General features: G+C 40.5%; 28 protein-coding genes and 1 riboswitch. Of the genes, 17 read left to right on the top strand and 11 right to left on the bottom strand.

Features of this window, described 5'->3' with window-relative positions; genetic code table 11:
* Positions 1-116 precede the first annotated feature (116 nt).
* Together ACOB80_RS00970 and ACOB80_RS00965 are read left to right on the top strand one after the other, a co-directional pair.
* Positions 117-947, top strand: a complete 831-nt coding sequence (locus ACOB80_RS00970; protein WP_473163925.1) for a mechanosensitive ion channel family protein — start codon at positions 117-119, stop codon at positions 945-947.
* Positions 937-1,704: a DUF481 domain-containing protein gene (locus ACOB80_RS00965; RefSeq protein WP_473163924.1), complete on the top strand. Its 768-nt coding sequence runs from the start codon at positions 937-939 to the stop codon at positions 1,702-1,704. The genes ACOB80_RS00970 and ACOB80_RS00965 overlap by 11 nt, the downstream gene beginning before the upstream one ends.
* Before the next feature lie 58 nt (positions 1,705-1,762).
* On the opposite strand, the gene ACOB80_RS00960 is transcribed toward ACOB80_RS00965, so the two are convergent.
* Together ACOB80_RS00960 and moeA are read right to left on the bottom strand one after the other, a co-directional pair.
* A complete protein-coding gene (locus ACOB80_RS00960) occupies positions 1,763-2,464 on the bottom strand; it encodes an alpha/beta fold hydrolase (protein ID WP_473163923.1) in 702 nt (233 codons plus the stop codon).
* Between the two features lie 48 nt (positions 2,465-2,512).
* Positions 2,513-3,751: a molybdopterin molybdotransferase MoeA gene (gene moeA, locus ACOB80_RS00955; RefSeq protein WP_473163922.1), complete on the bottom strand. Its 1,239-nt coding sequence runs from the start codon at positions 3,749-3,751 to the stop codon at positions 2,513-2,515.
* Between the two features lie 227 nt (positions 3,752-3,978).
* A riboswitch (molybdenum cofactor riboswitch) is annotated at positions 3,979-4,121 on the top strand.
* Here moeA and moaA point away from each other — a divergent pair.
* The 7 genes from moaA to ACOB80_RS00920 all read left to right on the top strand — a co-directional run bounded on the left by moaA (position 4,108) and on the right by ACOB80_RS00920 (position 8,412).
* Entirely contained in the window at positions 4,108-5,079 is a 972-nt protein-coding gene (gene moaA / locus ACOB80_RS00950; RefSeq protein WP_473163921.1) for a GTP 3',8-cyclase MoaA, read from the top strand. (Overlaps the previous riboswitch by 14 nt.)
* A 25-nt stretch (positions 5,080-5,104) precedes the next feature.
* A complete protein-coding gene (gene mobA / locus ACOB80_RS00945) occupies positions 5,105-5,788 on the top strand; it encodes a molybdenum cofactor guanylyltransferase (protein ID WP_473164773.1) in 684 nt (227 codons plus the stop codon).
* Positions 5,781-6,326 carry a molybdenum cofactor biosynthesis protein B gene (moaB, locus tag ACOB80_RS00940; RefSeq protein ID WP_473163920.1) on the top strand — a complete coding sequence of 182 codons (546 nt, stop codon included), beginning with the start codon at positions 5,781-5,783 and terminating at the stop codon, positions 6,324-6,326. The genes mobA and moaB overlap by 8 nt, the downstream gene beginning before the upstream one ends.
* A 48-nt stretch (positions 6,327-6,374) precedes the next feature.
* Positions 6,375-6,866 carry a cyclic pyranopterin monophosphate synthase MoaC gene (gene moaC / locus ACOB80_RS00935; RefSeq protein ID WP_473163919.1) on the top strand — a complete coding sequence of 164 codons (492 nt, stop codon included), beginning with the start codon at positions 6,375-6,377 and terminating at the stop codon, positions 6,864-6,866.
* Between the two features lie 15 nt (positions 6,867-6,881).
* On the top strand, positions 6,882-7,124 hold the full coding sequence (moaD, locus tag ACOB80_RS00930) for a molybdopterin converting factor subunit 1 (RefSeq protein WP_473163918.1): 243 nt from the start codon (positions 6,882-6,884) through the stop codon (positions 7,122-7,124).
* Positions 7,125-7,132: 8 nt separating this feature from the next.
* A complete protein-coding gene (moaE, locus tag ACOB80_RS00925; RefSeq protein WP_473163917.1) occupies positions 7,133-7,591 on the top strand; it encodes a molybdopterin synthase catalytic subunit MoaE in 459 nt (152 codons plus the stop codon).
* A 71-nt stretch (positions 7,592-7,662) separates the two neighbouring features.
* Positions 7,663-8,412: a HesA/MoeB/ThiF family protein gene (locus tag ACOB80_RS00920; protein ID WP_473163916.1), complete on the top strand. Its 750-nt coding sequence runs from the start codon at positions 7,663-7,665 to the stop codon at positions 8,410-8,412.
* 23 nt (positions 8,413-8,435) lie between these two features.
* Here the strand turns inward: ACOB80_RS00920 and ACOB80_RS00915 are convergent, their stop codons facing one another.
* The 3 genes from ACOB80_RS00915 to ACOB80_RS00905 form a co-directional block, all read right to left on the bottom strand.
* Positions 8,436-8,804 (bottom strand): cupin domain-containing protein, encoded by a 369-nt coding sequence (locus ACOB80_RS00915; protein WP_473163915.1) that lies wholly within the window; start codon positions 8,802-8,804, stop codon positions 8,436-8,438.
* A 239-nt stretch (positions 8,805-9,043) separates the two neighbouring features.
* A complete protein-coding gene (gene rmf, locus ACOB80_RS00910; protein WP_473163914.1) occupies positions 9,044-9,217 on the bottom strand; it encodes a ribosome modulation factor in 174 nt (57 codons plus the stop codon).
* Between the two features lie 344 nt (positions 9,218-9,561).
* Positions 9,562-9,795, bottom strand: a complete 234-nt coding sequence (locus ACOB80_RS00905) for a DUF3820 family protein (protein WP_473163913.1) — start codon at positions 9,793-9,795, stop codon at positions 9,562-9,564.
* Positions 9,796-9,991: 196 nt separating this feature from the next.
* Here ACOB80_RS00905 and ACOB80_RS00900 point away from each other — a divergent pair, with 196 nt between their 5' ends.
* Positions 9,992-11,104 (top strand): DUF3083 family protein, encoded by a 1,113-nt coding sequence (locus ACOB80_RS00900; protein ID WP_473163912.1) that lies wholly within the window; start codon positions 9,992-9,994, stop codon positions 11,102-11,104.
* A 94-nt stretch (positions 11,105-11,198) separates the two neighbouring features.
* Positions 11,199-11,732: a peptide-methionine (S)-S-oxide reductase MsrA gene (gene msrA, locus ACOB80_RS00895; protein WP_473163911.1), complete on the top strand. Its 534-nt coding sequence runs from the start codon at positions 11,199-11,201 to the stop codon at positions 11,730-11,732.
* Positions 11,733-11,815: 83 nt separating this feature from the next.
* Here the strand turns inward: msrA and ACOB80_RS00890 are convergent, their stop codons facing one another.
* Entirely contained in the window at positions 11,816-12,655 is an 840-nt protein-coding gene (locus ACOB80_RS00890) for a tetratricopeptide repeat protein (protein ID WP_473163910.1), read from the bottom strand.
* 217 nt (positions 12,656-12,872) lie between these two features.
* Between ACOB80_RS00890 and ACOB80_RS00885 the strand changes: the two genes are divergently transcribed.
* Both ACOB80_RS00885 and ACOB80_RS00880 read left to right on the top strand, forming a co-directional pair.
* Positions 12,873-14,291 (top strand): diguanylate cyclase, encoded by a 1,419-nt coding sequence (locus tag ACOB80_RS00885; protein ID WP_473163909.1) that lies wholly within the window; start codon positions 12,873-12,875, stop codon positions 14,289-14,291.
* Complete coding sequence (locus ACOB80_RS00880; RefSeq protein ID WP_473163908.1) at positions 14,288-15,109, top strand: DUF3667 domain-containing protein; 822 nt, start codon at positions 14,288-14,290, stop codon at positions 15,107-15,109. Before ACOB80_RS00885 ends, ACOB80_RS00880 begins: the two co-directional genes overlap by 4 nt.
* A 42-nt stretch (positions 15,110-15,151) precedes the next feature.
* On the opposite strand, the gene ACOB80_RS00875 is transcribed toward ACOB80_RS00880, so the two are convergent.
* The 4 genes from ACOB80_RS00875 to folB form a co-directional block, all read right to left on the bottom strand.
* Positions 15,152-16,309, bottom strand: a complete 1,158-nt coding sequence (locus ACOB80_RS00875; protein ID WP_473163907.1) for an acyl-CoA dehydrogenase family protein — start codon at positions 16,307-16,309, stop codon at positions 15,152-15,154.
* Between the two features lie 166 nt (positions 16,310-16,475).
* Positions 16,476-17,303 carry an undecaprenyl-diphosphate phosphatase gene (locus ACOB80_RS00870; protein ID WP_473163906.1) on the bottom strand — a complete coding sequence of 276 codons (828 nt, stop codon included), beginning with the start codon at positions 17,301-17,303 and terminating at the stop codon, positions 16,476-16,478.
* Positions 17,304-17,314: 11 nt separating this feature from the next.
* Complete coding sequence (folK, locus tag ACOB80_RS00865) at positions 17,315-17,809, bottom strand: 2-amino-4-hydroxy-6-hydroxymethyldihydropteridine diphosphokinase (protein WP_473163905.1); 495 nt, start codon at positions 17,807-17,809, stop codon at positions 17,315-17,317.
* Positions 17,809-18,165 carry a dihydroneopterin aldolase gene (folB, locus tag ACOB80_RS00860; RefSeq protein ID WP_473163904.1) on the bottom strand — a complete coding sequence of 119 codons (357 nt, stop codon included), beginning with the start codon at positions 18,163-18,165 and terminating at the stop codon, positions 17,809-17,811. Before folB ends, folK begins: the two co-directional genes overlap by 1 nt.
* A gap of 182 nt (positions 18,166-18,347) precedes the next feature.
* On the opposite strand from folB, the gene plsY reads away from it, so the two are divergent.
* Positions 18,348-18,944, top strand: coding sequence for a glycerol-3-phosphate 1-O-acyltransferase PlsY (gene plsY / locus ACOB80_RS00855; protein ID WP_473164772.1), 597 nt, complete (start codon positions 18,348-18,350; stop codon positions 18,942-18,944).
* 30 nt (positions 18,945-18,974) lie between these two features.
* On the opposite strand, the gene tsaD is transcribed toward plsY, so the two are convergent.
* Entirely contained in the window at positions 18,975-20,000 is a 1,026-nt protein-coding gene (gene tsaD / locus ACOB80_RS00850) for a tRNA (adenosine(37)-N6)-threonylcarbamoyltransferase complex transferase subunit TsaD (RefSeq protein WP_473163903.1), read from the bottom strand.
* Between the two features lie 229 nt (positions 20,001-20,229).
* Between tsaD and rpsU the strand changes: the two genes are divergently transcribed.
* The 3 genes from rpsU (at position 20,230) to dnaG (ending at position 22,827) form a co-directional block, all read left to right on the top strand.
* The gene (gene rpsU / locus ACOB80_RS00845; protein WP_074500846.1) at positions 20,230-20,445 is read left to right on the top strand and encodes a 30S ribosomal protein S21; all 216 of its coding nucleotides are present in this window, start codon (positions 20,230-20,232) and stop codon (positions 20,443-20,445) included.
* Between the two features lie 31 nt (positions 20,446-20,476).
* On the top strand, positions 20,477-20,923 hold the full coding sequence (locus tag ACOB80_RS00840; RefSeq protein ID WP_473163902.1) for a GatB/YqeY domain-containing protein: 447 nt from the start codon (positions 20,477-20,479) through the stop codon (positions 20,921-20,923).
* Positions 20,924-21,072: 149 nt separating this feature from the next.
* Positions 21,073-22,827 carry a DNA primase gene (dnaG, locus tag ACOB80_RS00835; RefSeq protein ID WP_473163901.1) on the top strand — a complete coding sequence of 585 codons (1,755 nt, stop codon included), beginning with the start codon at positions 21,073-21,075 and terminating at the stop codon, positions 22,825-22,827.
* Positions 22,828-22,889: the final 62 nt, after the last annotated feature.

The raw sequence follows: 22,889 nt of genomic DNA, 5'->3' as shown, positions 1-22,889 counted from the left end.
TGCATTTTTCAGTTTCTATTCAAAATTTTACCTTTAACCATATTTTCATTGGGCTTATTGCTCACATCTCATATATAATCTTACCTTCACAACAATAATAACCTAGGGAAGTTGTTATGGATGCTATTTTAAATTGGTTCACAAATAATCAAGACATGCTAATCAACTTTGGAATTCAGTTCCTAGTTGCACTAGTTATTTTATTTGTTGGTAAATGGGTGGCTGGCCTCATTACCGGTGGAGTTCGACGTGTACTTAAACACAAGAAAGTGGATGATGCTGTAAGTTCATTTATTTGTAGTTTAACGTATGGTTTGTTAGTGATGATTGCCTTTATCGCGGCAATTTCGCATCTTGGTTTTAATACCTCTTCATTAGTTGCCATTGTTGGTGCTGCAGGCCTTGCAATCGGCTTAGCGCTTCAAGGTTCACTTTCTAATTTTGCTTCAGGTATCTTACTTATTACTTTCAAGCCGTTTAGAGCGGGTGACTTTGTTGAAGTGGCTGGCACATCAGGTGTTGTTGAAGAAGTACAAATATTCTCAACACAGCTAAAAACCCCAGATAATAAAACAGTGATAGTGCCGAATGGCTCCATCACTAGCGGTACAATAACCAACTACTCAACGAAGAAAAAACGTCGTATTGACTTAGTGATTGGCGTTGGTTACTCCGCAGATTTAAAACAAACTAAGGAAATATTGACGAATGTCGTCAAAGCACATGAATTAGTGCTAAAAGATGAAGATGTGACAATCGGCGTTAGCGAACTTGCCGATAGCTCAGTTAATTTTGTTGTGCGCCCTTGGGTTAAAACAGAAAATTACTGGCCTGTATACTTCGACCTTTTGGAGTCGATTAAAATAGCGTTAGATGACGCTGATATCGAAATTCCATTCCCACAACTATCTGTTCATGTAAACCAAGAGAATACCGATGACACGTAAAACCTTGCTTGCAGTACTTTGCTGCACACCATTTTTAAGCTTTGCTGAACAAGCAAAAGAAGAAGAGAAAAGCCCATTCAAAACTTCTGCGGGCTTAGGCGCTCTATTTAAAACCGGCGATACTAAAAGTGCCGATTTAAAAGCAAGCTTTGACGTAGAATATGAACAAGATCAATGGCGTAGCGTTTTAGACTTTGATCTGTTAATCAAAAAGACAGAAGAAGAAGATGAGACGGGCGATACTAGCTTAGAAACATCTGATCATAAGTGGACTATTGATTCTCGTACTAACTACACAATAGAGCCAAATGGTAAGAACTATGTCTTCGGTAACATATCATACGAAGACAATCGATTTGGCTCATTTGAGACACAAAGCTCGATTTCAGCTGGTTGGGGTCGTCGTTGGTATGAAACCAAAGTAGCTAAATTAGATGCTGAAATTGGTCCTGGTTATAAAAGAGATGTGCCACACAGTGAAGAAGAAGAAACGCAATCTTCTTTAATCATTCAAGCATCAGCGTATTACTCAAGACAAATTAACGAGCATGTTGAATTCAAACAATCGTTAATTGCGAAATATGCACCAAGCTCTGACGAAAACAGCACATACAAAGCTGAAACATCGGTAACCACTAAACTGATTGAGACTATGCAGCTTAAATTTAGCTTCTTAGTTGATTACAATACTGATGTGGAAGAAGGTAAAGAAAATACCAACACTGAAACTGCTATTACTGTCGTTTACAGTTTCTAAAGACTCAGTGATAAAGACTCGGCGTTATATAGACGCCTTCGTTCAAATAAAGCAGCCTTTACGGCTGCTTTATTTTTTCTATTAACCATGTGCTAAACGCTTCGGGCTGCTCAAGTGGTAACATGTGCCCTGAGTCTTTTAACAGAGTAAAAGACATAGTATCACTCATACTTAGTTGTGATTGCAGTTTATCGATATTGACTAACGTATCTTGATCCCCGATGAGATAGTCCACTGGCACCTTCAGCTGCAGCAATTGTTCAAACAAGTTTTCACGTAAAGTCGTCGCTAATAGCTGCTGCGTTAAAACATCACCTCCAAACCTAGCATCCATGTCGCGGATAAGCTCAATAATTTCTTGATTGTCCTGTGCAGAAACTCCCAATAAATTTAAAATTCGCTTGGTAGGCACGCCAGTATAACCATGGCTTTTTAACCACTGAATCGTACGTTGTCTTTCTTTTACTTCTCTAGCAGGTAAAGCGTTTGGAGAATTAGCGACAACTAGCAACTGAGAAACTCTCTCAGGGTACTTAATACTCAAAGCCGTAGCCAAATAACCACCGAGAGAAAAGCCAAGTATGCAACTAGCTGAGTCAGGTAATTGCTCAGCAATATCATCAACCAATTTATCAATGGAAGGCTGTGAGCCAATTGTTAAGTAATGAAATGCAATATGACTCGGCAAAAATGGCAACACCATCCGCCACATGCGTTCATCGCACATGGTGCCAGGTAAAAGATAGATATTTTTTATCATGAGTTATTCACAATCTAAGTGCATTTTGACTTAAACCTTTCTAATTAGCTACTTTTTCAAATAGCGATCAAAAAGCTGAATCGTCACATATTCTCCAGCCTCAACACTGCCCTGCTCTTGTGAAAGAGTGATATAGCAGTTAGCCTTCGAAACACTTGTCAAAATGCCCGAGCCTTGACTACCTGTAGTCACGACTTCTAATTCACCTAACTCGTTAATGCTTGCAATTCCTCGCTGAAAGTCTGCTCTACCTGGTGCTTTTCTAATGTTATGTGTAATTTTAGCCTTTAACGCTAAAGTGTCCTGAACCACTTCTCCTTGTATGCTAGCTAAGACTGGCATCACCAATTGATGCGCGGTAACAATCGCAGATACAGGATTACCTGGTAAGCCAAAGAAAATACTGTTTGATAACTTACCGAATGCAAAAGGTTTACCTGGCTTAATAGCAACTTTCCAAAAATTAACTTGCCCAAGCTTATCTAATGTATCTTTGACAAAATCAGCATCACCCACAGAAACACCACCAGAAGATATCACTACATCAGCCCAAGTATTGGCGTCTGCAAACGCCTGCTCAATATCTTGTGGAATATCTTTAATAATACCGAATGACTTCACTTCAGCGCCGAAATCGCTAAGTAAAGCACACAGCATCGCGGAGTTACTCTCGTAAATTTGCCCTTCTGAAAGCGGCTTCCCTGCTTCGACAAGTTCATCACCTGTCGCTAATACTGCAACTTTAACAGGCTTAAATACACAAACTTGTGCAACACCTAGTGCAGCCAATACACCGATATCTACAGCCGATAGACGTTTACCTTGAGCGAAAACTTGCTCACCAGCCGCTACGTCTTCGCCGGCTTTACGAATATGTTGAAAAGGTTTGATAACATCAGGCACAGTAACTGATTGCGTATCTGCATCTAGCTCACAGTTTTCTTGCATTGCCACCTGATCGCAGCCTTGAGGAATAACCGCTCCTGTCATAATACGTATGCATTGACCTTGTTCACAACGGCCATTGTAAGGTGCGCCAGCCATCGCTCGGCCCGCCAACAACAGCGTTTTACCAGCATCTTGAGAATGAAATGCATACCCATCCATTGCTGAATTATCTGCAGGCGGTACATTAACCGGACTTAAAGCTGGCTCAGCAAGGACTCTGCCATTAGCTTGATACAAAGGCACGTATTCAGTTGAAGACAAAGATTCCACTTGCGACAGCATTGCTGTAATCGCTTGTTCAACAGGTAATAGGCCAGGAGCCGAGCAACAATCTTGCATTTTAATTCCTCAAGGTCGAATGAGATTTTCTATAACTTTATGCGGTCATAATAAGCAGTTACAACTGCCCAGTTTGCTATTATTTTGGAAAACATGACCTAGCGCAATGTTGTAACAACTATTTACTTAAATTTTTAGGATAGTTTAGACACTTAGCAAAATAGGTGGTAAAACAAATGAATAAAAGTTTTATGGTTTTTAAGTAATTTTGACTAAACTGTAAAACAGACTGTTTTGTTCGCCGAGCTTCTTAAGCTAACTTGGTTTAGCCAACATGCTTATTTAGCCGTGATTATGATTTAATCGCCAGGGTTAAGCTGGAAACACCTTAGCCTCCCGATACTTGGAAAGGTGACATGTTTACTGATAATTTTGGCCGCAGATTTACCTATCTGCGCCTTTCTATTACTGATGTTTGCAACTTTAGATGCAATTACTGCCTGCCTGATGGCTATCAGTGCGATCACGATCGTGACTTTCTCTCTTTGGAAGAAATTACCCGTATCGTCAAAGCTTTCGCTTTAATGGGAACTGAAAAAATCCGCATCACAGGTGGTGAGCCTTCTCTTCGCAAAGACTTGCCGCAAATCATTGAAATTTGTAAAAACACGCCAGGCATTAAACACGTAGCTTTAACAACCAACGGCTTCAAATTATCACAGCACATTGAGTCTTGGCACAACGCTGGGCTTGATGCATTAAATGTTAGTATTGATAGCTTCGATCCTAGACAATTTCATGCCATTACTGGCCACGACAAATTAGCAGAAATCTTAAAAGGCCTTGCTATCGCAAAAGATTTAGGCATGAAGAAGATTAAAGTAAACACGGTACTTATGCGCCAATACAGCGCAAAGGAAATGGCCAGCTTTCTCGATTTTGTTCGCCAAATGCCTGTAACACTGCGCTTTATAGAATTGATGCAAACAGGTGACAACAGTGAATTTTTTAGCAAACAACATGTCAGCGGCTTAGAGATTAAAGAGAACTTACTAGAGCAAGGTTGGCTACCTATTATCAAAGACAAATCTGCCGGTCCTGCGCAGGAGTTTTATCACCCGCAATACCAAGGACGTCTTGGTTTAATCATGCCCTATAGCAAAGATTTTTGTAATAGTTGTAATCGACTGAGAATTAGTGCGCTTGGTAAGCTACATTTGTGTTTGTTTGCTGATGCAGGGCTTTCAATCAGGGACTTACTGACCACAGATGATCCCGAGCCAGTTATTAGTGAGATACACAACTTACTACACGATAAAAAAGCCACACACTTTCTGCATGAAAAGTTAACGGGTGCAACGAAAAACTTAGCTATGCTAGGTGGATAGTAGTTAGGAAGCATCAGTGAACAAAATGTCTTATACAAACTGTTTAGGCGTAGTATTAGCAGGAGGTAAGTCGTCAAGAATGGCAACTGATAAAGCCCTGCTACATCGTGGTGATACCACGATGCTTTCATTTACTGCGGCTCTTTTAACACAAGCAGGTGTTAGCGATACAGTTATTAGCGGAGCCCCTCACGGTATATCTGATACTAAAAGTGATCTTGGGCCAGTTGGCGGCATTGCCACTGTGGTAAATCATTGTTTGATGCAAAAAAAATCCAACGACAATGATAAACCGACTTATAAAGCATTACTAATTCTGCCAGTTGATTTACCTTTACTCGATGTTAATTGCCTAAAAACACTCATGGAAAGTGGCGAAAAGCACAATAAACCCTGCCATTTTGAGCACCATGTATTGCCCCTATATTTGCCATTAACAACAGAATTAACCGAGCATATTGCTGCGCTTTGTAACGATGCACAATTTATAAGTAATGAACCGAACAAAAAATTAAAACATCACACTAGCCCTCAAGTAGGTAAAAAAGGAAAAACAGGACCGAGTATTAGGACTATGCTCTCCCCTTTTGAACCAGTAATTTTAACGCTAAGTGAGTCTAAAAAAGACTTGCTAATGAACACTAATACGCCAGAGCAGTGGCAAGCTGTTCAATCCTTAATTAATCAAGGTTGTCATTCACATGTCTAAATCTCATCTAGCAACGTCGTTTGCACAATTAAATATTGCCGTTTTAACCGTTTCAGATACCCGAGATGAATCAACAGATACATCTGGCAAAGCTTTAGTAGATAGAGTAGTAGAAGCTGGCCACGAAGTTATTGAAAAAGCGATAGTCAAAGATGACGTTTACCAATTACGTGCTATCGTTTCTCGCTGGATAGCGGATGAAAATATCCACGCCATAGTTTCAACGGGCGGTACAGGGTTTACCGCTAGAGACAATACGCCTGAAGCGATCACGCCATTATTTGATAAATCAGTGGAGGGGTTTGGCGAGCTATTTAGAGCGATTTCTTATCAAGAAATTGGCACGTCAACAGTTCAATCAAGAGCATTTGCAGGCATGGCAAATAGCACAGTTATTTTCTGCGTACCTGGCTCCACTAATGCTTGTAAAACAGCATGGGACAAAATTATTAAAGAGCAACTAGACGCTAGCCATCGCCCATGTAACTTTGTGCCTCATTTAGCACTCGATAAAGAGGCCTGTGAAAGCCGCGGCTAATAGCTTTTTAGCTTAATGAAAACGGTTTACAGATAAAGAGAATCACAAATGAGTAATGAAAATACAGTAGCACTTAGCCACGTCAACCAGCGCGGCGAAGCTAATATGGTAGACGTTAGCGATAAACAAGTGACAGAGCGTATCGCAACTGCACAAGGCTTTATCCGCATGAGTAAAGCGGCCTTTGATCTAGTGGTTGAAGGTGATAACAAAAAAGGCGACGTACTTTCAGTTGCTCGCATTGCGGGTATTCAAGCAGGCAAAAAGTGCAGTGATTTAATTCCCCTTTGCCACCCGTTAATGCTGACTAAAGTGCAGGTTGATTTTGAGCTAAACAGCGATGACAACACCATCAAAGTAACCAGTTTATGTAAACTGTCTGGTAAAACAGGAGTAGAAATGGAAGCGTTAACAGCGGTATCAGTTGCATGTTTAACGCTATTTGATATGTGTAAAGCAGCAGACCCAGCCATGGAGATTTTCGGCATAAAAGTTACCGAAAAACACGGTGGTAAGTCGGGAGTCTGGCAAGCAGAATAATGGAAGGAATTTAGCATGATCGAAGTAAAATTTTTCGCCTCTTTTAGAGAGCTTGCCAATAAAGATTCACTGCAAGTGGAACCAACGGCTGACACAGTAAAGGCACTTATTACATCGTTAACAGAAAGCTACCCTGCTCTTGAAGAGCTTTTTAATAAACCTCACTTATGTGCCGTTAATCAACAAATGGCAACGTTAAATACGGTGCTAAGTGACCAAGATGAAGTTGCCTTTTTCCCACCAGTGACGGGAGGCTAGTATCCAAAATGTCTAACGATAAAATTGCTATCCAGCACCAGGACTTTTCTCTTGCCGATGAAGTTAGGCTACTGGAAGAAGAAAATCATCAAGATGGTGCCGTCGTGACATTTTGTGGTCGTGTCAGAAACAATAACTTAGGTAAGGAAATATCTGCATTGTACCTAGAACATTACCCAGGAATGACAGAAAAGCAATTATCAGAGATATTGGCAGAAGCGCGCCAGCGCTGGAGTGTTGGCAATTGCAGTGTTATCCACCGTATTGGTGAACTCAAGGTGGGCGAACAAATTGTCTTTGTTGGCGTCACTAGCAAGCACCGTCAAGACGCATTTGCTGCTTGTGAATTTATCATGGACTTTCTGAAAATTAAGGCGACTTTCTGGAAAAAAGAAGTGACTGTTACGGGGCAATCAGAATGGCTAGAAGCAAGAGAGTCAGATCAAGCAAAAGCACAACACTGGTAAAACTGCTAAACTAGTGTGCTAATCGTTTCGTATAACACGCAATGCAGATTTCAAATTAGAATTAATTCATCATGTTAACTCAGCAAGAACAAGTAAAATTCAGCCGCCAGACTATTCTTAAGCACATAGGCGAACAAGGCCAATTAAAACTAAGAAATGCGACAATACTCATTATTGGTGTTGGTGGCTTAGGTACGCCAGCCAGCCTATATTTAGCAGCTGCAGGCGTTGGCAATTTGATTTTATGCGACGGTGATAAAATAGAAAGTTCTAATCTGCCCCGACAAATTTTATTTGGCGAGCAAGACGTCAATAGTGGCAAAGCGGAAACGGCTGCCGACAAACTAGTGACCATGCACCCCGAATGTAATATCGAGGTTTTAGATGAAATGCTTGATTCGGAACTTGCTGACTACTACGTTCCACAGGCCGATATTGTTTTAGACTGTACCGACAATATTGCCACTCGCTACCTGATTAACAAAGCCTGTGTGCAACACCAAATCCCATTAGTTATTGGTGCGGCAACAGGGCTAGATGGGCAGCACCTATTTGTTAACCCAAAAGATACAAAGAGCGCTTGTTACCAATGCGTATTCCCCGAAAGTAATAAGGCCCCAGAAAATAATTGTCAAACGTTTGGGATTTTAGGGCCAGTGCTTGCCATGATAGGTGGTGCTCAAGCTTTAGAGGCGATTAAGTATCTTGCAGGATTAACGGTAGCCACTAACCAGCTTTCTATGTTTGATGGCTTAAGCCTGCAATGGCAGAAATTTAGTGTTAATAGACAAAACGCGTGTCCAGAGTGCGGTGAGCAATAAAACCTAACAAATCTTATACGTCGTTAAAATCTGTGCTCGTTGTTTAAACCCGGCGTGATATACACTAATTGTGCTTTTTCAATAACGTCTATTTTGTGCCATTCGCCTTGGCGAATAATACATGATTCTCCAGCCTTCAATGCTAACTTTTCTTTACCATTGGAATCTGACGTTACTGCTACTTCTCCCTTTACAACGATGATAATTTCATCACCACCATTATGACGTTCTCCGTTATGTGGAGGACTCCTATCCATTGTTACCATGCCAACAACCATTCCCTCCAAAGCTTGTGGAGCACCCGGCTCTATCTCATATGAACGTACTGATTGGTTAGGTTGAATCGTTAGTAGTGTCTTAGCTAAATCGATTAATTCAAGGTTTTTCATCATATTCTGATTTTCCCTATTCATATATCTTCTTCTTTCCGTTTTCTTATCTTTTTTACTATGCAATTTGATTAGCAATTTAGTTAACACCTTAGCCTATTTAAATTTATTCGCTTTCGTTGTTTGCCTCAACAATGTTTTAACCATTTTACAACACCAGAAAAACTAAAAGCCCTCTATTGAGGGCTTTTAGTTATAGAATTCTGTTGGTTGGAAACGGAACTCAGAAAATTGTAATCATGTCACCTGAAGAGTCCAGCATTTCGGTCTGATATGGCTTCTCGCCACCCTCCTAGCCATTCTGATTTGGCCGGAGTATTTTGGTATGGGCAGTTCTCCTTTGCCTTCCCTGCAACGCCTGCTTGATATCCATTAGAATACGCTCTATCCAAACGATCTCTTTTTTGTCTTCTCATAGATGACTCTCCATAAACAAATGAATTATATGGTTTTTCTGGAATATATTTGACCGACACTGAACAACAATCGATAATTCATTTAAGAATAATTAAGTTTTTTATGCAAGCTATTTTTTGTCATCAAAACGTCAAACTCTTATGTTAAAGCAAATAAAAATCATGCCACTTTTTTACGATAAGACTAACTGACTGAAATCACGTTTATTCTCAAGATCTTTATAGATCCAAAAATAATTAGAAAAAATTTTATTATAAAAACTTCATTTAAAAAGGGTCTAAGGTAGCGCAGAGTATGATTGGTGACACACTTTATAACCAAGTCACTTGCAACCGCTAATGTGTTATCTATCGTCAGCTCTTAACAAAGGCTTCAACATTTTTTCCAAGCCGTTTAGCTTAACTTCATACATAAGCGCTAGTTGCTGACCAAGCTTACCTTCAGGAAATCCTTTACCGTGCATCCACACGAGATAAGGCTCTGGAAGCTGAAGTAGTTTTCTACCGGCATATTTTCCGTAAGGCATAATTTGGTTAATCGCTTGTACTAGCTGTTCATGTTGAGATGTATCTTGCATTATTTGTTTTATTACCTGTTAATTCACAAAAGTGTCATAGATAGCCCAGTATCTTAAATTAAAATCAGCTTAAAATTCATAAAAATACTCAACAAAACGCTAATCACAACTGGTGGACATGACATAATTTTGTCATATCCGCTATTTATAATTCGAGCAAAATTTATTTTGATTCACTTTAAGACAGGGTTACTAAATGTCTATTGTTCGCAAACGCAGTGCCAATCACAAAGCGTTTATTCCATCAAACGCTAGGGACAACCAATACATCTTAGCAGAGTTTCCAATCACGGATGATCTTATTGCGCATGTTTGCCCTGAGCTATCTCAAGATAGTCCTCAGCCTTACTTCACGTTTTACCAGTCATTATCTAAAAAGCTATTCGCACTAGCTAACGAGTTCGAAATCGGTGGCTGCGTTTTTGTCGCAAACGACAAATTAGTTCGTGTCAGATATAGTCACGAAATGCACCAATGGCAAACGAGTCAGCAAATTTTATTTTATTACGATCCGAAAACTCATGAGTTACAAAACTCATTTTATGATGCAACGGTCCGCGCTGAAAAAGTCACTATGCTATTCCTAGCAACTGGCGACGAATTACGTGTTAATGCAGCAGGTTTTCACGAACGCGTAAGCACGCTTTTAAAAAGCTACCAGCAGCATTTTGAAATACCAACTAACGCTATTCGTTTGCGCGATCATCAACACTTAACCTATGATGTTTTTGCCAAGCAAAAAGGTTGCCTAGGTGTGTCAGCGCACAAAATGCGTAGTATTCCTGAAAGGTACAATAGCCAAGGCGTTAACTTGCCTGAGCAACACTCAGCTGTGACGTATGCTATTATCAATTTATCTATTAACAACCGTTTATTGGAGATGGTGGATATAGATCCAAACTCAGCTGACCCGTACAACCCGCTCTACACCTACTTAACTGACACATTTTCGCTGGTAGCAAAGCGCTTTAATCTTAACAATGGCGCTCTCATTGCTAACGGCTTAGTACCGATCGTTCGCAGCAGTGAACATGAGCTTGTCTCGCGTGTCGGTGAGCTACAAATGCTTGGCTATAATCCAGACCAAAGTCCATGTGGCATTGTAAGTCGCTGGCAAGCAGATCAATTAGTAGACACAGTGCAATTAATATTCGTCGCTACTAAAGCCAATCATGATGATCACGGTTACGGTCGCTTCTTGAATCAAATAGAGCAAGCAATAAAGTTAATGGCAACAGAGCTAGAAATTCCTGCCGAAAAAGAAGAACTAACTGTTCGCTTCCATCAACACTTTGCTTATAACCTATAAGTAAAAGCACGGTTAAATATCAAGGTGCGCATATTGTTTGCGCACGCTTCCCTTTATATACTATCGCCACCTATTTCAATTCTCTGAAATTATCATGAGTAAACAACAAACAACATTAGCCGGTGGCTGCTTTTGGTGCATAGAGGCGGCATTTAATAGCTTACAAGGTATTCTAAGTGCTGAATCTGGTTACATGGGTGGAAAAACGCTCGACCCTAGTTATAAAGAGGTTTGCGCTGGTGATACTGGCCATGCTGAAGTCGTGCAGTTAACCTTTGATGACGAGGTGATTTCCTACCGCGAAATTTTAGAGATATTCTTTGCATTGCATGACCCTACGCAATTAAACCGTCAAGGTAATGATATTGGCACGCAATATCGCTCTGAGATTTTTTACCATAGTGAAGCACAACGTGACGCTGCCATCGCCATTATTGAAGAGATGACTCAAGAGCAAATGTGGCCAGAGCCTATTGTCACTCAAGTGTCAGAGCAAGAAACTTTTTATCGTGGTGAAGATTATCACCAAGAGTACTTTAACAATAATCCTGAAAACCAATATTGTCAGGCGGTAGTTTCACCAAAACTGCTTAAGTTTAAAAAAACCTTTGCTAGCAAGCTTAAATAAATTTTGCACATAAAAAAGATGCACAAAAAAAGTAGCGAATAGTACGCTACTTTTTTGTTTCTCTTATATGCCAGATATTTAAACTAGTACATGAATGCGTAAAGTTTTCTTCTGTATTTGCCTGCAAGAGGGTCTCCGTCGGGTAACGCTTTGAGAATATCAACGAAAACTTGTTTAGTTTCACCATTGGCAGGATCATTTCGAAGTAATCCTAATAACAGCTCTAGCGCTTCTTCATGTCTGTTGGCTTGATGATATTGAGTAGCCAACTGAAGTGCCGTTTCTACATTGTCAGGCGCTTTAGCTAAGCTCTCCTCTAGTGCTTTGATCTCCGGCGAGTCTGCCGCTTGGCTAGCCAACTCTAATTTAGAGACAAGCGCCGCATAATCACCGTCTTGATCGACCATTTTAATCGTACCAAGCAAAGCTTCAGCTTCTGATAGCTTTCCTAACTGTATATATGTATCGATGAGCACAAATTTAATGTCGCTTCGTTCACTATCTATTTGATGTGCTTTTAACGCGAAACTAAACGCGTCATTAACATTGTTAGTTACTAATGCTTCTTTGGCTTGCAGTAATAGTTCATCTTGCTCTTGCGGCAAATGTTTAGCCAAAAAGGCATCTATAGTTTCATCTGTTTGCGGGCCGGATAAAGCATCTACCGGCTGAGCATCTTTCACCAATACTGCAGTAGGTAACCCTTGAATGCCAAATTGCATAGCGATTTGTTGGTGGGCTTGGCAATCAACACCAGCCATAAGTACGTGCTGTTCAGCGTTTTGTGTTTTTAACGTTAATTTATCGCGAAGCTCAACACTTTCCGGAACTTGTTCTGCCCAAAAGGCTACAAGGACAAATTTTTCCTTTGAATCTTCCAAAATCGTTTGCTGAAAGTTTTCTAAATTAATATCTCTAATCAAGGGGACTACCTTTATGTTCCGTCAATGCTATTTCTGTTATCTATGGTGGGGGCAAATCAGCGAATTGCAAGTACTCGATAAATTCCCCCTTACGAAAAGCTCAAGAAAACCTGTAGATTAAATAAGCAGTTTATCTTTGCCTCAATAAATCATATAGTGAATAGGCGATGTTGCGAAGTCTTCGTAAGTTTACTCACTCTCACTGAGAACATGGATAATGCTTGATATTCGACGCAGTGGATATTTAATTCTTCTAGTTACGACATTACTTTTGTTTAGTGACTCTGCTACTGCTGAAAGCTCTCAAGTTATTCGCTATTGTGCTGACCCTAACTGGGCTCCTTACGAATCAATTGAAGACGGACAACATATTGGTATTGCCAAGGAATATTTAAATCTAATCGAACAAAACTCCAACTTTATTTTTCAACTAGTAGAAACAACCAGTTGGCGACAAGCTATTGAAAATGTAAAAAGTAATAAATGTCAGTTATTGCCAATGCTGAACGCTTCCCCGCAACGAGAACAATTTTTATTTTTTTCAGATGTTTATTTCCGAGCGCCCAATGCACTTTACGCCCATTACGACCGTCCCCTTGTAGGTAACTTAACCAGCATAAAAACTGAAAAAGTAGCGGTTGTCGAAAGCTACCGAATGCACAACTTCTTGACGGATAATTATCACGGTATGACAGTCGTGGCGGTAGATAACGAAGAACAAGGCTTGGCGAAAGTACAAAACGGCGAAATAGACTTCTTTGTCGGCTCATTTCACTCCACTAATAAAATCATCCAAAATAACGAATTTCGACATATTCGTATTGTTGGTATTGCTGAATTAGAAGATAACTTACGCATCGGTGTTAATGATCAAAACAAGCACCTTCTGCCGGCACTTAATAGCGCAATATCGAAAATTACCCCAGAACAACACGCCAGAATTTTCAATTACTTAAAACAGAAAAGTTTAATAACCAAAACCGATTACTCTTTAGTTTTCCAAGCAATTGCTATATCCGTCATTATTGTTTTACTCCTTGCCATTGCTTATTTTCGCTCAGTTAAGACCGCTACAACCTTAGCTGAAAAAAACGCCGCGCTAGAGCTTTTACATCAACAACTCGATGAAAAAAATAAACTGCTGGCAGAAGCTGCGATCAAAGATCCCCTTACAGGCTTGTATAACCGTAACCATTTTAACGAAATTATTGAGCAGCAAATAAAGCTTAAAGATCGCTACGGCAATGCCGCCTGTTTACTGATGATTGATATCGACGATTTTAAAAAAATTAACGATTCATTAGGTCATAGCGTTGGCGATGACGTGCTTAAACAATTTGCCTTTATTTTGTCATCCTGTGCACGAGAAGCCGATATGGTCGCGCGGTGGGGAGGGGAAGAGTTTGTAATGTTATGTCCTGAAACGAAATTAAGTGACGCCAAAACTATTGCGTCTCGTTTCCAAAAACAATTAAAAGAACTAAAAACCGATGCCATTCCCAAGGTTACCTGTAGTATAGGCATCGCGCTGTTACAAAAAGAAGAATCTGCCGATGCTTGGTTTGTCGCGGCAGACAGTGCCATGTATCATGCTAAACAACAAGGGAAAAATACCGTTTACACATTAGAAGCATGACCGAATTAAAAAACTGCGCAAGTTGCAACACACCATTACAAGGGAAATTTTGCCACCTTTGCGGAGAGAAGAAGCTCGATCAAGAATCCCGTTCTCTTGGGCACTTACTTTCAGCATTAACGCAAGAGTTAACCTCTTTAGATGGGAAAATACTATTTACGCTAAAGCAGTTTTTCTTCGCACCGGGTCAACAGTGCTTAGATTTTCATTTAGGCACGCGCCAACGCTATTTTTCACTTATCTCATTATTTTTTATATTTAACGTATTGTACTTTTTCTTTACGCCGTTAACGGACTTTAGTTTATCGTTGCGCGAACAATTTAGTCAGCTTCACTCTGATTTAATTGTGCCAATTATTGAAAGCCACCTCACCGAACATAATATTAGTCTACAAGAGATGAACGCCAAGTACGCATTGGTATCTTCATCAACGGCTAAGTCAACTATTATTCTGAGCGTACCGTTTTTTGCTATCTTCGTTTGGTTAATAAATCCATATAAACGCTACTACCTACAAGATCATGTCATGTATGCTCTCAATGCTTATGCGTTTATTTTAATTGTGCCGACACTATTAGTGCTAGTGTCAAAGTGCGTTAACTTTATTGCAGGAGAAGCGATTGCCAGTGTAAAAACGTTAGGGCCTGTTTTCCTAATTTGGCTATTTTACTTTCTTTGGTCGAGTCAGAAGAGAGTGTATCAAGAAAATGCGTGGCTAAGTCTTGCTAAAATGCCGCTACTATTCGTGGCTTTATTTGCCTCACATTTTATTTTTCGTTTTATTCAGTTCTGGCTGACTTGGTGGCAAGTCACTTAACCGATACCAGAACTGAAATGAGTGTTTTACAAGAAGCTAAGGTTATTGCACTTCTGCTAATAGTTCGCGGGCAATAATAACTTTTTGGATTTCACTTGTACCTTCATAAATAGAAGTAACACGCACATCTCGTGCAAAACGCTCTAATGGGTACTCTTTAATGTAACCTGCCCCACCCATCAACTGTAGCGCATCATAACAAGCTGTATTGGCTTTTTCAGTTGCAAAAAGTTTTGCCATAGACGCTTGTTTACTGAATGGCTGACCTTGTTCTTTTGTGTATGCTGCTTGCATTAACAATAAGCGAGCAGCTTCAAGTTCAGTATAGCGCTCAGCTAGCTTCCACTGTAACCCTTGAAAGTTAGCCAGTGGCTGACCAAATTGCTTGCGCTCTAACAAATAGTCACGAGCATAGTCCATCGCTGCAATACCAATACCTAATGCTAAGGAGCCAATACCAATTCGACCGCCAGCAAGTTCACCTACAGCAACGCCAAAGCCCTTATTTTCTGCCCCTAACATTGCGCTCGCTGGTACACGACAGTTTTCAAAGTGAATTTCATTGGTCGGCGAGGCTTTTTGCCCCATTTTATCTTCTGTTTTACCAATGGTAATACCAGGAGTATTTGCTTCTACGATAAAACATGAAATGCCTTTACCCTTTTTAGCTTCAGGATCTGTAACCGCCCAAACCACAAAAACGTCGGCAAAAGTACCGCTTGTAATATACAGCTTGCTGCCCGAAATTAGGTAATCTTCACCGTCTTTAACTGCTTGGGTTTTCATGCCCGCAGGATCAGAGCCAGCCGTATTCTCAGTTAAGCAAAATGCACCTGCTCGATATTCTCCACCACAGAGTTTAGGAAGATAATTTTGTTTTTGTTCTTCATTACCAACGGCTTGAATAACCTCAGCCACCATATTGGTTACCGACGTTGTAACAGCCGTTGAAGCACAGCCTTTTGCTAATTCAGTTATCGCTAAGCTAAAAGCCACAGAACCTGCTTCTACACCGCCATATTGAGCGTCGATATTTAGACCCATAAAACCAAGTTCAGCAAGCTTAGCTAAGTTTTCTAAAAACAGGTCTTGATCTTGCGTTTCATCTAGCTTGCCAGCTACAGGCGCTAATTCAGTTTCAGCAAACTTGCTTGCCATGTCCTGAATCATCATTTGCTCTTCGGTCAGGGATAGGTTCATCTCGGTACCTTCAAATTCAATACAATTAATATAACTATATTCTATACAAAGTTAGCTGGTTGAACAGCACTTATTTAACGTTTACGTTAAGTGAAACCCTTTAAGATCAAAAAACGCGCTGACTATTTATAGTGAGCGCGTTGTAAATTTACGTTTTCAGTAACCGTTAGCTCATTAAAAACCACAGTAAAACTGCACCCAATACAAGGCGGTAAATAACGAAAGGCATCATGCCAACTTTCTTAACTAAAATAAGGAAATAGTGAATACAGGCATATGCACTAATAAATGACAGTACAACACCAATGCCCATTGCAATCCAATCAACGACTTCATCACCAGTAATAAACTTTAATGTTAGGTAGCCTCCTGCCATACCAATAGCAGGAATAGACATTAAAAAAGAAAATCTAGCAGCATTTTCTCGATCTAGGCCCAACATTAAACCTGCGGTCATGGTAATACCTGAACGAGACGTACCAGGAATAAGCGCTAATACCTGCGCAAAACCAATTATCATCGCGCCTTTAAAGCCGATACCTTCCATTGACACATTTTGCTTAGCTCGAATGTCAACAAAGCCAAGTAAGATACCAAAGACAATAGTTGATATCGCGATAACCATCGCCGAGCGTAAGTTAGCTTCAATAAAATCAGCACCTAAAAAGCCAATCGCACCTAATGGAATAGTGGCAAAAACTATCCACCAAGCTAACTTACCATTTAGTTTTTGCTCGTAAGTCAGTGCGGCATCGTCTTCTTTATTTGGTGTTAATGTGGCATACCATGCCACTAGCATGTCACCAATTTCTTTGCGAAAATATAAACAAACCGCTAACAACGAACCGATATGTACTGCAACATCAAACCCTATTCCTTGATCTTGCCAACCTAAAAGGGCTGATGGCAAAATCAAATGAGCAGAGCTAGATATCGGTAGAAACTCAGTAAGCCCTTGAATGAGCGCCAGAAAAAATATTTCTGTAAAAGTCATAATATTCCTTGTTATTGTTGTTGCCAGTTAAGTGGCTTCATTTCCAGTTTTTGCGAATGATGGTCAAATTCATGCCAGAGCTGGGCATAACTTTTATTTGTTAGTGGATGAATATCATCGGGTATTAATTCAGACAATGGCCAAAGCACAAAAGCGTTCTCGGTAATTTCAGCTCTTGGCAGCTCAATAGGCTCAATAGTTACTTGGTTGTCATAAAGCAGAATATCCAAATCCAAGCTTCTCGGGCTAAATTTGGCGGCATCTAGTGTGCGACCATGCCGATACTCGATATCGCGCAATGTATGATGCAAGTCACTCAAACTTAAATCCGTGCTAAAACCGATGACCATGTTGTAAAAAGCAGAGCCAGCAAAGCCCACCGCCTCACTTTCAAATAAAGAAGATAAAGACAAACGTCCGAATATATCAGCTAAGGCATCTAAGCCGCTTGCTAGGTTTTTATCTCTATCGACATTTGTACCAAGTGACACATACACTTGCGCCATTACTTCATAGCTCCACGCTCAATTTCTACACCGACAGATTGTGCATTGTGTACCGCATTTGGCTTACCAATTTTCAGTCGAAGCCAAGGAATTTTGTACTCGCTCATTAAAAATTGAGCTAAACGCTCAGCTAAAGTTTCAAGAAGGTCTACAGGGTTAGCATTGGCAAACTTTTCAATGTCTTGAGAGATTTGCGCGTAGTCTAATGTTTTGTCTAACGCATCATCAGCTGCGGCAGGCTTAATATCCCATGCCATATCCAAATCAATAACCAGCGGCTGTTTCATTTGCTTTTCCCACTCGAAAAAACCAATGGTCGTCTGAATAGTCAACTGACGTATAAAAACCTTGTCCATGAGGGTGCAACTTTGTTAATACTAAAACTTGAGGCGAGTTTACCTGTGCAGGACTAGAAAAACTACCTTTAACAAGCAAAAATCCTCTACAACAATAACATATATGCTTATTTAAATTGTCCGCTATAAGCGCTACAATGACGGCAAGTGTTTCAATTCAAACAAGGAATTTGGGTTAAATGTTGTTGGCGACAGTTGCTATGGTTGTTATTGCCTATTTGCTTGGGTCAATTTCAAGCGCAGTATTGATCTGCCAGTTACTCAAATTACCTGACCCTCGCACAACTGGATCAAATAATCCCGGCGCTACTAACGTACTTAGAATTGGTGGCAAAGGGCCAGCAATCGCGGTACTCTGCTTTGACGTATTAAAAGGCACTATTCCCGTATGGAGCGCCTACTTCCTTGGCATAGAACCTGTATTTTTAGGTGTTATAGCGATTGCAGCGTGTCTAGGGCATATGTTCCCATTATTTTTTCACTTTAAAGGTGGTAAGGCAGTAGCGACTGCTTTCGGTGCATTGTTACCTATAGGATTAGATCTAGGTGGCTTGTTAGTGCTGACATGGTTAACGGTTGCGAAAATCAGTAAATATTCTAGCTTAGCAGCTATCTGTGCAGTGCTCGTTGCGCCTTTTTATACATGGCTATTAAAGCCTATTTACACCATCCCAGTCTCTATGCTTTGCGTGCTTATTTTGTTTAGACATAAAGCTAACATTCGCAGGTTAATTCAAGGTACAGAACCTAAAATTGGCGAGAAAAAACTCGCCAAGTAGAATGAAAAAAAGTAAAGCTCTACCAAAAAACTAAATGGCAGGAAGCGTGTCCAATGGCCAGCGAGGGGTTGCTTTAAAGGTAAGATCTGCGTTAACGCCCGACTTTAATCGCTGCATTCCTGCATAGGCGATCATCGCACCATTATCTGTACAATACTCAGGTCGAGGGTAATAAACCTTACCCCCTAATTTTGCCGTTATTTGTTCAAGCTTCGCCCTTAACTCGGTATTTGCACTCACACCGCCGGCGATGACTAATCTTTTAAGTTCACATTGCTCTAACGCGCGTCGACATTTAATCGCTAAGGTATCAACAACCGCTTCTTGGAACGCATAAGCAATATCGGCATGAACTTGTTCACCAAAATCACCATCAGCTTTGGCTTTGTTTATGGTATTAGCTGCGAAAGTTTTTAGGCCACTAAAACTAAAGTCCAACCCTGGTCTGTCTGTCATAGGGCGCGGAAATCTATACTGGCCTTTACGGCCGTTTTCTGCCATTTTTGCCAAGACTGGGCCACCTGGGTAATCTAACCCAAGTAATTTAGCTGTTTTATCGAACGCCTCGCCAGCTGCATCATCAACAGACTCGCCTAATAAAGTGTATTGGCCTATACCGTCAACACGAACAAGTTGCGTGTGCCCACCTGAAACTAATAAAGCGACAAATGGAAATTCAGGTACATCTTCCTCCAGCATAGGTGCTAACAGGTGCCCTTCCATGTGATGAACTGGCACTGCAGGAATATCCCACCCGTAAGCTAAGCTCCTACCGATTGAACAACCAACAAGTAATGCCCCCACTAAACCAGGACCTGAGGTATAAGCGACGCCGTCTAAGTCTTCTGGCGTAATATTCGCTTCTTTCATTACTTCGTTTATCAAAGGAATGGTTTTGCGAACGTGATCACGGGAAGCTAATTCAGGCACAACACCACCGTAGTCTGCGTGAACTTTAATTTGGCTATAGATACGATGAGACAAAATACCTTTATCTTCATCATATATAGCTATACCTGTTTCATCACATGAGGTTTCGATACCTAAAATTCGCATAACACTTCTTAAAATAAACGACGAGGAAAAATGATTGACGGCGATTTTACCTGCCAATTCACTATTTAACCAGTGAAAAGCAAAATTAACCTTTACTTTGCACGACCCTTAGCAGTAGAATACCGCACCATTTTTTGACAGAGTGGGCGAAAGTAAGGCGCAAACTAGTAAAATGCGCGTAAAGCTATTCGTCAAATTCTATAGATACACAACTAAGGTAAGAGGCAAAATGCCAGTAATTAAAGTAAGAGAAAACGAACCATTTGACGTAGCACTACGTCGCTTCAAACGTTCTTGTGAAAAAGCAGGAATCTTATCAGAAGTTCGCCGTCGCGAATCATACGAGAAACCAACTTGGGAGCGTAAGCGCAAGAAAGCTGCTGCTGTTAAGCGCGCTGCTAAGAAATTATCTCGTGAGAACGCACGTCGCGTTCGTATGTACTAAGAATACCTTAGTTGCATATTGAGTTAGTAGCATGAGCCTACTTGAACAACTCAAAAACGAAATGAAAAACGCCATGCGTGCCAAAGACAAAATTCGTCTTGGCGTTATTCGCATGGCGTTGTCAGCTGTAAAGCAAGCTGAAATTGATAACGGCACTGAAGCTACCGACGAAAATATCATTGCGATTTTGACCAAAATGGTTAAGCAACGCAAAGAGTCGATTAAAATGTACGCTGAAGGTGGCCGTGATGAATTAGCAGCTAACGAGCAAGCTGAAGTTTCGACGTTAGAAGAATTTTTACCACAAGCATTAAGCGATGACGAAATTGCGTCTTTAATTGCTAAAGCAATCGAAGAGTCAGGAGCGGCATCAATGGCTGACATGGGTAAAGTCATGGCGATATTAAAGCCAAGCATGCAAGGTCGTGCAGATCTTGGTGCAGTTAGCGGCAAGGTAAGAGCTGCCCTAAATAACTAACGTAAAATAGCATTCAAAGAAAACCGTAAATGGCAGCATTTGCGGTTTTTTTATCGCCAAAATTAAGTAATCAATGGTGCAATTGAGACGAATATAAGTTACTTTTATGAGTCCAATAAATCACTCCATTTTAGTCTGAGGAAAGCCAAATGGCGGGAATGATCCCGAGACAATTTATCGATGACCTACTCGCTCGTGCAGACATTGTAGAAATTATCGATGCTCGTGTTCCGTTGAAGAAAGCAGGTAAAAATTATCAAGCTTGTTGTCCTTTCCACACAGAAAAATCGCCTTCATTTACGGTAAGCCCAGATAAACAGTTTTATCATTGCTTTGGTTGCGGTGAACACGGCAACGCTATTTCATTTTTAATGGAATTTGACCGTTTAGAGTTTCCAGATGCTATTGAAGAGTTAGCGTCTTTTTATAATTTAGATGTACCTCGAGAACAATCTCACCAAACGCCTGCACAACTTAAACAGCAACAACAAGCCTATCAGCAAAAGCAAAACGATTACGAGTTGATGGATAACATCTCACGTTACTTTCAACAGCAATTAAAAGTTGCTCAAGACAAAGATGTTGCCATAAATTACCTAAAAGGCCGTGGCTTAAGTGGTCAAATCGCTAAAACGTTTGGTATAGGGTATATCAGTGATAATTGGGATGGTGTTACTGGCTATTTTGGGAAAAGCCAACAAATTAACCAACAGTTAATCGACCTAGGTATGGCGATTCAAGGTGACAAGTCGCGCCCTTACGACAGATTCCGTGGTCGTATTATGTTTCCTATTCGCGACAAACGTGGCCGAGTTATCGGCTTTGGCGGTCGCGTCTTGGGTGACGGCACCCCAAAATATTTAAACTCTCCTGAAACCCGTATATACCACAAAGGTCAAGAGTTATATGGGCTATACGAAGCTAAGCTTGCCAATAAACAGCTGACTAAGTTAATTGTTGTTGAAGGTTATATGGATGTTGTCGCCCTTGCTCAACATGGTGTTGACTATGCCGTAGCTTCTCTAGGTACTTCGACCACTCCAGAACAATTGCAAACACTATTTAGAACGGTAAAAGAAGTTATCTGTTGCTACGATGGTGACCGAGCGGGTCGTGATGCCGCTTGGCGTGCTATGGAAAACGCATTACCTCTTATTCAAGACGGTATCAGTTTGAAATTTATCTTCTTACCCGACGGTGAAGATCCAGACTCTATGGTACGCCAACAAGGTAAAGACGCTTTTGAGCAGGTTATTCAACAAGCTATGCCTTTATCACAGTTTATCTTTGATAAATTTCTTGAAGATAACCCTGCACAAACCCATGAAGAAAAAGCAGCGTTGGTTGAAAAACTACAGCCAATACTTGATAAAATGCCAGACAGCCTAATTCGCAGCTCTTTGATGGAAGACCTTGCTTCTCGTTTTAGCCTTTCTAGCGAAAAGCGCTTAATGGAACTGCAAAAACGCGGGGCTGCACCTAGCGCAAAACAAGCACCTAAACCACAAAAAACAACTCCTGTACGATTAGCAGTTGCTTTATTAATCGAGCATCCCCATATAGTAAAAGCGTTACCACAACCTGCGATGTTACAAGGCGTTGACATGCCAGGTGTTGCTTTACTTAACCAGTTGATTCAATTGTGTTTAGCAAACCCTGAAGCGAATAGCGCGCAATTATTAGAGCATTTTCGTGGTAGCAAAGAAGGTGAACAATTAACTAAATTACTGTGTTGGGAACATCACGTTGTTGCAGAAACCGCCGAAGCGGTATTTATCGACAGTGTAGAGAAAATATTAAGCCTGTATGTTGAACAACGTACTGAGTTTCTGCTAGATAAAGCGAGAACAGGCAATATGAACCCACAAGAAAAACAAGAATTACAAATATTATTAAACGCATAATTTAATAATACCCTGTAATAAGCTTGCTATAATTTAGACTAATAAACCATTAAGGTGCGATT

The sequence above is a fragment of the Thalassotalea coralli genome, assembly GCF_055786205.1.
The sequence above is the reverse complement of the archived record's forward strand: the minus strand, read 5'-3'. Positions and strand labels throughout refer to the sequence as shown.

Bases quoted from the DNA above. Each gene is read 5' to 3' on its own strand.
- ACOB80_RS00970 (WP_473163925.1), top strand. From the start codon at position 117: ATGGATGCTATTTTAAATTGGTTCACAAATAATCAAGACATGCTAATC.
- ACOB80_RS00965 (WP_473163924.1), top strand. From the start codon at position 937: ATGACACGTAAAACCTTGCTTGCAGTACTTTGCTGCACACCATTTTTA.
- ACOB80_RS00960 (WP_473163923.1), bottom strand. From the start codon at position 2,464: ATGATAAAAAATATCTATCTTTTACCTGGCACCATGTGCGATGAACGC.
- moeA (WP_473163922.1), bottom strand. From the start codon at position 3,751: ATGCAAGATTGTTGCTCGGCTCCTGGCCTATTACCTGTTGAACAAGCG.
- moaA (WP_473163921.1), top strand. From the start codon at position 4,108: ATGTTTACTGATAATTTTGGCCGCAGATTTACCTATCTGCGCCTTTCT.
- mobA (WP_473164773.1), top strand. From the start codon at position 5,105: ATGTCTTATACAAACTGTTTAGGCGTAGTATTAGCAGGAGGTAAGTCG.
- moaB (WP_473163920.1), top strand. From the start codon at position 5,781: ATGTCTAAATCTCATCTAGCAACGTCGTTTGCACAATTAAATATTGCC.
- moaC (WP_473163919.1), top strand. From the start codon at position 6,375: ATGAGTAATGAAAATACAGTAGCACTTAGCCACGTCAACCAGCGCGGC.
- moaD (WP_473163918.1), top strand. From the start codon at position 6,882: ATGATCGAAGTAAAATTTTTCGCCTCTTTTAGAGAGCTTGCCAATAAA.
- moaE (WP_473163917.1), top strand. From the start codon at position 7,133: ATGTCTAACGATAAAATTGCTATCCAGCACCAGGACTTTTCTCTTGCC.
- ACOB80_RS00920 (WP_473163916.1), top strand. From the start codon at position 7,663: ATGTTAACTCAGCAAGAACAAGTAAAATTCAGCCGCCAGACTATTCTT.
- ACOB80_RS00915 (WP_473163915.1), bottom strand. From the start codon at position 8,804: ATGATGAAAAACCTTGAATTAATCGATTTAGCTAAGACACTACTAACG.
- rmf (WP_473163914.1), bottom strand. From the start codon at position 9,217: ATGAGAAGACAAAAAAGAGATCGTTTGGATAGAGCGTATTCTAATGGA.
- ACOB80_RS00905 (WP_473163913.1), bottom strand. From the start codon at position 9,795: ATGCAAGATACATCTCAACATGAACAGCTAGTACAAGCGATTAACCAA.
- ACOB80_RS00900 (WP_473163912.1), top strand. From the start codon at position 9,992: ATGTCTATTGTTCGCAAACGCAGTGCCAATCACAAAGCGTTTATTCCA.
- msrA (WP_473163911.1), top strand. From the start codon at position 11,199: ATGAGTAAACAACAAACAACATTAGCCGGTGGCTGCTTTTGGTGCATA.
- ACOB80_RS00885 (WP_473163909.1), top strand. From the start codon at position 12,873: ATGCTTGATATTCGACGCAGTGGATATTTAATTCTTCTAGTTACGACA.
- ACOB80_RS00880 (WP_473163908.1), top strand. From the start codon at position 14,288: ATGACCGAATTAAAAAACTGCGCAAGTTGCAACACACCATTACAAGGG.
- ACOB80_RS00875 (WP_473163907.1), bottom strand. From the start codon at position 16,309: ATGAACCTATCCCTGACCGAAGAGCAAATGATGATTCAGGACATGGCA.
- ACOB80_RS00870 (WP_473163906.1), bottom strand. From the start codon at position 17,303: ATGACTTTTACAGAAATATTTTTTCTGGCGCTCATTCAAGGGCTTACT.
- folK (WP_473163905.1), bottom strand. From the start codon at position 17,809: ATGGCGCAAGTGTATGTGTCACTTGGTACAAATGTCGATAGAGATAAA.
- folB (WP_473163904.1), bottom strand. From the start codon at position 18,165: ATGGACAAGGTTTTTATACGTCAGTTGACTATTCAGACGACCATTGGT.
- tsaD (WP_473163903.1), bottom strand. From the start codon at position 20,000: ATGCGAATTTTAGGTATCGAAACCTCATGTGATGAAACAGGTATAGCT.
- rpsU (WP_074500846.1), top strand. From the start codon at position 20,230: ATGCCAGTAATTAAAGTAAGAGAAAACGAACCATTTGACGTAGCACTA.
- ACOB80_RS00840 (WP_473163902.1), top strand. From the start codon at position 20,477: ATGAGCCTACTTGAACAACTCAAAAACGAAATGAAAAACGCCATGCGT.
- dnaG (WP_473163901.1), top strand. From the start codon at position 21,073: ATGGCGGGAATGATCCCGAGACAATTTATCGATGACCTACTCGCTCGT.